The organism is Microbacterium sp. SCN 71-21 (assembly GCF_001725695.1).
GTDB classification, from domain to species: Bacteria; Actinomycetota; Actinomycetes; order Actinomycetales; family Microbacteriaceae; genus Microbacterium; species Microbacterium ginsengisoli.
In genome coordinates this window covers 1-7,501 of the sequence record NZ_MEGA01000121.1, presented here as the reverse complement: position 1 = coordinate 7,501, position 7,501 = coordinate 1, and the positions used below count along the sequence as shown (strand labels likewise).

Sequence of the window (7,501 nt, the reverse complement as noted above, 5' to 3'; positions counted from 1 at the left end):
GCCGGCATGAGCCAGAACCAGAACTACCTCGCAGTCATCAAGGTGGTCGGCGTGGGCGGCGGCGGCGTGAACGCCGTCAACCGCATGATCGAGCTCGGCCTGCGCGGCGTCGAGTTCATCGCCGTGAACACCGACGCACAGGCTCTGCTCATGAGCGACGCCGACGTCAAGCTCGACGTCGGCCGCGAACTGACCCGCGGTCTCGGCGCCGGCGCCGACCCCGAGGTGGGCCGCCGGGCCGCCGAGGATCACGCCGACGAGATCGAGCAGGCCCTCGCCGGCGCCGACATGGTGTTCGTGACGGCCGGCGAAGGCGGCGGCACGGGCACCGGCGGTGCCCCCGTCGTCGCGAAGATCGCGAAATCGATCGGCGCGCTGACCATCGGCGTCGTGACCAAGCCCTTCTCGTTCGAGGGCCGTCGTCGCCAGAGCCAGGCCGAGGCGGGCGTCGGACGCCTCAAGGAAGAGGTCGACACCCTCATCGTGGTGCCCAACGACCGACTCCTCGAGATCAGCGACCGCGGCATCTCGATGATCGAGGCCTTCGCCACCGCCGACCAGGTGCTGCTCGCCGGTGTGCAGGGCATCACCGACCTCATCACCACCCCGGGCCTGATCAACCTCGACTTCGCCGACGTCAAGTCGGTCATGCAGGGCGCGGGATCCGCGCTCATGGGCATCGGCTCCGCACGCGGCGCCGACCGGGCGATCAAGGCGGCGGAGCTCGCCGTCGAGTCGCCCCTGCTCGAGGCATCGATCGAAGGCGCGCACGGAGTGCTGCTCTCGATCCAGGGCGGTTCGAACCTCGGCATCTTCGAGATCCACGATGCGGCGCAGCTCGTCAAGGAGGCCGCGCACCCCGAAGCCAACATCATCTTCGGAACCGTCATCGACGACACCCTCGGAGACGAAGTTCGCGTCACCGTCATCGCCGCCGGATTCGACGGCGGCGAGCCGTCGCCGCGCCTGGAGCCCGTGCTCGGCTCCGCGCGCGCCGCCGCTGCGCCCGCGCCGACGGCGGCCGTCGCAGCGGTCGACGACCCGCGCGACGACGACACCTCGTTCGCCGTGCCCGTGCACGCCGGTGTCTCCGACCCGGCGCCGTACGACTCGGCCTTCGGCGAGGACGACCTCGACATCCCGGACTTCCTCAAGTAGGTCCGTTCGCCGTTCTCCGGTGGGCGTGAGCCCGAGCCGCCCGCCGGAGAATCTCCACCCGGGAGCACACCGTGCCCGACACCCTCGCCTCGCGTCTGGCGGAAATCGACGAGCGCATCGCCGCCACGGCGGCCGCCTCCGGCCGAGCGCCGCAGGAGATCACCCGCATCGTCGTCACGAAGTTCCACCCCGCCGACCTCGTGCGCGACCTGTTGGCGCTCGGCGTCACCGAGTTCGGCGAGAACCGTCAGCAGGAGCTCACCCTCAAAGCGGACGAGATCGGGGCCGCACGGGGCATCCGCTGGCATTTCATCGGCCAGGCGCAGACCAACAAGGCGCGCGCCGTGCGCGCGGCCGCGCAGGTCGTGCACTCCGTCGACCGGGACAGGCTCGCCGACGCGCTCGACGCGGCGGCAGAGGAGGGCGATCCCGCCCTCGACGTGCTGCTGCAGGTCAACCTCACGGACGACCCGGGGCGCGGCGGCGTCGCCCCCGCCGACCTCGAGCGCCTCGCCGAGCACGTGAGCGGATGCCGCACCCTGCGCCTGCGCGGACTCATGGCCGTCGCGCCTCTGGATGAGGCGCCGGCCGACACGTTCGCGCGTGTGGCCCGGCTCTCCGAGCGCCTGCGGGCGATCGACCCCGACGCCCGGTGGATCTCCGCCGGAATGACGGGGGATTTCGAGGAGGCGATCGCCGCCGGCGCGACACACCTGCGGATCGGCTCGGCAATCACGGGTCCGCGGCCCGAGCGCGGTTAGCCTCGATCCAGACAGCAAACGGAGGATGCGATGTCGAACCCGCTGAAGAAGACCATGGTGTACCTGGGCCTCGCCGACGAGGAAGAGGTCTACGAGGAGGAGCCCACTCCTCGCGCGTCCCGCAAGGAGGAGCGTCATGTCGAGAAGGCGGCAGCACCCGTGACCCCGATCCACCGTCCGGCCATCGTACGACAGCCCGCTGCGGCATCCTTGAACGAGATCCTGACCGTGCACCCGAAGCAGTACCGCGACGCGCAGAACATCGCCGAGAGCTTCCGTGACGGTGTGCCGGTCATCATCAACCTGTCCCAGATGAGCGACGCCGACGCGCGCCGTCTGATCGACTTCGCCAGCGGGCTCGCGATGGGTCTGTTCGGACGCATCGAGCGCGTGACGAGCAAGGTGTTCCTGCTGTCCCCCGAGAACATCGCCGTCTCCGGCGACGGCGCGATCGCCCAGGCCGACCCCGAGTCGGTCCCGTTCGCGCCCTAATCGCCGTGGAGGTTGTCCGCCTCGTCGCATCCGTGGCGAACATCCTGCTGCTGGTGTTCGTCTTCGTCCTGTTCGCCCGGTTGATCCTCGACTACATCCCGATGTTCAACCGAGGTTGGCGGCCGCGGGGGGCGGGGCTCGTCGTCGCGGAGATCGTCTACACGGTCACCGATCCGCCCATCCGGATGTTCCGGCGCGTCATCCCTCCGTTGCGCATCGGACCCGTCGCGATCGACTTCGCGTTCACGATCACCCTGCTGCTCTGCTTCGTGCTGATGTCGGTGACGAGCTATCTCGCGTCGTCCTGAGTCCTTCCGCTCCCCCCGAAGCCCGGGGCTATGCTTTTCTGAAGCGGCCCGAGAAGCGGGCACACCCCTCCTACCGACCGCCGCCACCTGAAAGAGGAAGATCTCATGGCATTGACTCCGGATGACGTCGTCACCAAGCAGTTCCAGCACGTGCGTTTCAAGGAGGGCTTCGACCCTGACGAGGTGGATGACTTCCTCGACGAGATCGTCGTCGAGTGGCGTAAGGCGCTCACCGAGAACGACGAGCTGAAGGCCAAGATCGCCGAGCTCGAGGCCGGCGCTGCCGCCGCCCCCGCCGCTCCGGCCCCCGCGCCCGCCGTCGAGGAGGCGCCCGTTCCCGCTCCGGCGCCCGCGGCCGTCCCCGTCGAGGGCGCGGCGGCGACCGCCGGCATCCTGGAGCTCGCGCAGCGCCTGCACGACGAGCACGTCGCCGAGGGCAAGGCTCAGCGAGAGCAGCTCGTGGCCGAGGCGAAGGCCCAGGCCGCCGTCATCATCGGCGACGCCGAGGCGCGCGGTCGTGACGAGATCGCCCGCCTCGAGAAGGAGCGCGGCTCGCTCGAGTCCCGCATCAACGAGCTGCGCCAGTTCGAGCGCGACTACCGCTCGCAGCTGCGGAGCTACTTCGAGGGCAAGCTTCGCGACCTCGACTCGACCAGCAGCGGCTCCGACCAGACGCCCGTCTCGGCCATCGGTCAGTAAGGGCGTTCCTTGACGGTTCGACCCCCGCTTCGTGCGGCGGCGGCCGGTACCACCATCGCGATTCTCGCGATTCTGGTGCTGGCCGCCGACCAGTTTGCGAAGCACTTCGCGATTCTCACGCTCCCCCCGGAGCGCAACGTGCCGATCATCGGCGATCTGCTCGGGTTCTATCTGATCCGCAACTCGGGTGCGGCCTTCTCGCTCGGCGAGGGCGTGACCTGGGTGTTCACGATCGCCCTCATGCTGGTCGCCCTCGGCATCATCTGGCTCGCGCTGACCCGCGTGCGTTCGCGCGCATGGGCGGTCGTGCTGGGGCTCCTCCTCGGCGGTGTGCTCGGCAATCTGACCGATCGGGTGCTCCGCGCCCCCGGTTTCCCGGTGGGGCACGTCGTCGACTTCATCTCGACGCCGTGGCTCATGCCGGCGATCTACAACGTGGCGGACATCTTCATCACGACCATGATGATCGGCGTCGCCCTGCTCGTCCTCACGGGTCGTCGGTTCGACGGAACACGTGAGCCCCGTGCGGGTGCGGCATTCGAGGACGATGACGCCCCGAACGGGATCGATGACTCGCCGGCCGGGGATGATGCGTCGGGCGCGGAGCCGACGGGCGCAGACGCATCCGACGAGGTCGAGACGGACGGGGAGGACGACGCCTCACGGCCTGCACCGCCCGCCGACGAGCCCGGCCCGACGCCGACGCGCGCCTGACGTGGACAGCCGCAGCCTCCCGGTTCCGGACGGCCTCGACGGCGCGCGGGCGGACGCCGCGCTCGCGAAGCTGCTCGGCTTCTCCCGCACGTTCGCGGCGGAGGTCATCGATGGCGGCACCGTGCTGGTCGACGGTGCGGTGATCGACAAGTCCGACCGGCTGCGCGCCGGCGCATGGCTGGATGTCGCGTGGGAGCCGAAGCGCGACCCCGAAGTGATCCCCGTGGCCGTGCCCGATCTCGGCATCGTTCACGACGACGATGACATCGTCGTGGTCGACAAGCCCGCGGGCGTGGCCGCCCATCCCTCGCTCGGCTGGGAAGGCCCGACCGTGCTGGGCGCCCTGGCCGCCGCGGGCTTCCGCATCGCGACGACCGGCGCACCCGAGCGCCAGGGCATCGTGCACCGTCTCGACGTCGGAACGAGCGGTCTCATGGTCGTCGCCAAGAGCGAACGCGCGTACACCGAGCTGAAGCACGCCTTCAAGGAGCGCGAGGTCGAGAAGATCTACCACGCCGTCGTGCAGGGGCATACCATCGACGCGCCCATCGGGCGGCACGCTTCGCACTCCTGGAAGTTCGCCGTCACGCCCGCCGGCAAGGACTCCGTGACGCATTACGAGACGATCGAGGCGTTTCCCGCGGCATCCCTGCTGGAGATCCACCTCGAGACGGGCCGGACCCACCAGATCCGCGTGCACATGGCCGCTCACCGGCATCCGTGCGTGGGTGACCCGTTGTACGGCGGCGACCCGACCCTCTCGGCGAGGCTGGGGCTCACGCGGCAGTGGCTGCACGCGCATCGGCTCGCGTTCACGCACCCGGTCTCGCGGGAATGGGTCTCGTTCGAGAGCCCCTACGCGCCCGACCTCGCGCACGCCCTGGCCGTCCTGCGCGGCGACTGACGAGCGCGCGCTGACGTCGATGTCGGATGCCGCGGCCACACTGGGCGCATGGTGATCGAGGTACGCGCGGCGACGGATGCCGCAGCGGTGCTCACGCTCGTCGGCGCGAAGAGTCCGACGGCCCGGGTGTGCACCTGCCTCAGCTACCGGCTGCCGTCGCGCGAGAGACGCGAGCTCGATGCTGCCGGCGCGGCCGCTGTCATCCGCTCGTGGTGCGCGGCCGAGCCGGCGCCGGGGGTCGTCGCGTGGGACGGCGACGAGCCGGTCGGCTGGGCCGCAGTGCACCCGCGGCGTGAGACCACGTTCGCGCGTTCGCGCGTCATCCCGCACCTCGACGATCTGGATGTGTGGTCGGTCTGGTGCTTCCGGGTGCGACCCGGCCACAAGCGGCGCGGGATCATGCACCACCTGCTCGACGGAGCGGTGCGTTTCGCCGCCGGCAGCGGGGCTCCGGCGATCGAGGGGTACCCACTCGACAACGGCGGCGCGCGCATCGAGCAGACCATGGCCTATGTCGGCACGCTGGCCCTCTTCGAGCAGCACGGCTTCACCCGCGCGGCAGAGACCGCGTCGGTGCTCGACGGGCATCCCCGGGTGATCGCACGGCGCGTGCTCGCGTGAGCGCGACGGTCAGCGACCGCCCTCGAAGCGCGCCTCGGCCTCAGGGGCGAGGGCGGCGGTGATCCGTCGCCGCATCTCGGGACCGATCTCGGCGGGCAGCGGATCGGCCGGGTACCACGCGATATCCGTCATCTCGCCGTCGGCGGGGAACGGGTCGCCCGAGATCCAGCGGCACCGGAACGTGAGGTCGAGGTAGTCGCTCTGGTCGCCGTTCTCGTAGGTCACACGCGGGATCTGGTGCACGGACGCGAGTCGCTCGGCGACGATCACGACGCCGGCCTCCTCCGCGGCCTCGCGCACCGCTGCATCGGCGGGTTCCTCGCCCGGGTCGACGATGCCCGTGACGGGAGTCAGTGCGCCGTTGTCGCTGCGCCTGCCGAGCAGGAGCATCCCCTCGTGCTCGACGACGGCGGTCACGCCGACGAGCGGCAGGGGGCGGGTGCCGACGAAGCGGCGCAGCTCGAGCACGAAGTCGGGGGTGGGCACAGGCCCACGATAGGGGAGCGGCACGAGGGTCGCCGACGCCGTGTCCGAGGGTCGACCTAGACTCGACGCGTGGCAGCCGATTCCTTCGTTCACCTGCACGTTCACAGCGAGTACTCGATGCTCGACGGTGCGGCCCGCATCGGGCCGATGGTGCAGGAGGCGGTCCGCCTCGGCATGCCCGCGCTCGCGGTCACCGACCACGGCAACACCTTCGCCGCGTACGAGTTCTACAAGACCGCGAAGGATGCCGGCATCACCCCGATCATCGGTATCGAGGCCTACGTCACCCCGGGCACCCACCGCACCGACAAGTCCCGGGTGCGCTGGGGCACGCCCGAACAGAACGACGACGACGTGTCGGGTTCGGGCGCATACACCCACATGACGCTGCTCTCCGAGACGACCGAGGGCATGCACAACCTCTTCCGGCTCTCGTCCCGGTCGAGCATGGAGGGCTACTACTTCAAGCCGCGCATGGATCGCGAGCTGCTGCAGACCTACAGCAAGGGGCTTATCGCGACCACGGGCTGCCCGTCCGGCGAGGTGCAGACGCGTCTGCGTCTCGGACAGTACGAGGCGGCGCGCGCCGCGGCTGCCGAGTTCCAGGACATCTTCGGCAAGGAGAACTACTTCGCCGAGATCATGGATCACGGACTCTCCATCGAGCGGCGGGTGATGACCGATCTGCTCAAGATCGCGAAAGACCTCGACATCCCTCTCGTCGCGACGAACGACCTGCACTACACGCACCAGCACGACGCGTCGAGCCACGCGGCGCTCCTGTGCGTGCAGTCCGGCTCGACCCTCGACGACCCGAAACGCTTCAAGTTCGACGGCGACGGCTATTACGTGAAGTCGCCCGCCGAGATGCGGCAGATCTTCCGCGACCACGAGGTCGCGTGCGACAACACGCTGCTGATCGCCGAGCGATGCGACGTGGAGTTCAACACCGCGGCGAACTACATGCCGCGCTTCCCGGTGCCCGCGGGTGAGACCGAGGAGAGCTGGTTCGTCAAGGAGGTCGAGAAGGGTCTCGACTTCCGCTACCCCGACGGCATCCCCGCCGAGGTGCGCGCCCAGGCCGAGTACGAGACCGGCGTGATCGTGCAGATGGGCTTCCCCGGCTACTTCCTCGTCGTCGCCGACTTCATCAACTGGGCGAAGGACAACGGCATCCGGGTGGGTCCGGGCCGCGGGTCCGGCGCGGGCTCCATGGCCGCCTATGCGATGCGCATCACCGACCTCGACCCGCTGCAGCACGGTCTGATCTTCGAGCGGTTCCTCAACCCCGACCGTGTCTCCATGCCCGACTTCGACGTCGACTTCGACGACCGTCGTCGCGCCGAGGTCATCCAGTA

At 69.7% G+C, this 7,501-nt stretch carries 10 protein-coding genes; 9 read left to right on the top strand and 1 reads right to left on the bottom strand.

Going from position 1 to position 7,501, the window contains the following annotated elements; genetic code table 11:
• Positions 1–6: 6 nt before the first annotated feature.
• The 8 genes from ftsZ (at position 7) to ABT08_RS12895 (ending at position 5,657) form a co-directional block, all read left to right on the top strand.
• On the top strand, positions 7–1,158 hold the full coding sequence (gene ftsZ, locus ABT08_RS12930) for a cell division protein FtsZ (protein ID WP_045247234.1): 1,152 nt from the start codon (positions 7–9) through the stop codon (positions 1,156–1,158).
• A gap of 71 nt (positions 1,159–1,229) precedes the next feature.
• Positions 1,230–1,919, top strand: coding sequence for a YggS family pyridoxal phosphate-dependent enzyme (locus tag ABT08_RS12925; RefSeq protein WP_288115227.1), 690 nt, complete (start codon positions 1,230–1,232; stop codon positions 1,917–1,919).
• Positions 1,920–1,949: 30 nt separating this feature from the next.
• On the top strand, positions 1,950–2,411 hold the full coding sequence (locus ABT08_RS12920; RefSeq protein ID WP_056209950.1) for a cell division protein SepF: 462 nt from the start codon (positions 1,950–1,952) through the stop codon (positions 2,409–2,411).
• 5 nt (positions 2,412–2,416) lie between these two features.
• Entirely contained in the window at positions 2,417–2,719 is a 303-nt protein-coding gene (locus tag ABT08_RS12915; RefSeq protein WP_045247237.1) for a YggT family protein, read from the top strand.
• A gap of 105 nt (positions 2,720–2,824) precedes the next feature.
• Positions 2,825–3,418, top strand: a complete 594-nt coding sequence (locus tag ABT08_RS12910) for a DivIVA domain-containing protein (RefSeq protein WP_056209948.1) — start codon at positions 2,825–2,827, stop codon at positions 3,416–3,418.
• Between the two features lie 9 nt (positions 3,419–3,427).
• Positions 3,428–4,132 (top strand): signal peptidase II, encoded by a 705-nt coding sequence (locus ABT08_RS12905; RefSeq protein ID WP_288115225.1) that lies wholly within the window; start codon positions 3,428–3,430, stop codon positions 4,130–4,132.
• 1 nt (position 4,133) lies between these two features.
• Positions 4,134–5,036 carry an RluA family pseudouridine synthase gene (locus ABT08_RS12900; RefSeq protein ID WP_288115224.1) on the top strand — a complete coding sequence of 301 codons (903 nt, stop codon included), beginning with the start codon at positions 4,134–4,136 and terminating at the stop codon, positions 5,034–5,036.
• A 48-nt stretch (positions 5,037–5,084) separates the two neighbouring features.
• Entirely contained in the window at positions 5,085–5,657 is a 573-nt protein-coding gene (locus ABT08_RS12895) for a GNAT family N-acetyltransferase (protein ID WP_288115222.1), read from the top strand.
• A 9-nt stretch (positions 5,658–5,666) separates the two neighbouring features.
• Here ABT08_RS12895 and ABT08_RS12890 read toward each other — a convergent pair whose 3' ends face one another.
• The gene (locus tag ABT08_RS12890; RefSeq protein ID WP_056520058.1) at positions 5,667–6,143 is read right to left on the bottom strand and encodes an NUDIX hydrolase; all 477 of its coding nucleotides are present in this window, start codon (positions 6,141–6,143) and stop codon (positions 5,667–5,669) included.
• A 117-nt stretch (positions 6,144–6,260) separates the two neighbouring features.
• Here ABT08_RS12890 and dnaE point away from each other — a divergent pair.
• The coding region (gene dnaE, locus ABT08_RS12885; protein ID WP_288115228.1) for a DNA polymerase III subunit alpha at positions 6,261–7,501 on the top strand (1,241 nt) is incomplete at its 3' end.

Coding starts and splice junctions, on each gene's coding strand:
- ftsZ (WP_045247234.1), top strand. CDS start 7: ATGAGCCAGAACCAGAACTACCTCGCAGTCATCAAGGTGGTCGGCGTG.
- ABT08_RS12920 (WP_056209950.1), top strand. CDS start 1,950: ATGTCGAACCCGCTGAAGAAGACCATGGTGTACCTGGGCCTCGCCGAC.
- ABT08_RS12910 (WP_056209948.1), top strand. CDS start 2,825: ATGGCATTGACTCCGGATGACGTCGTCACCAAGCAGTTCCAGCACGTG.
- ABT08_RS12895 (WP_288115222.1), top strand. CDS start 5,085: ATGGTGATCGAGGTACGCGCGGCGACGGATGCCGCAGCGGTGCTCACG.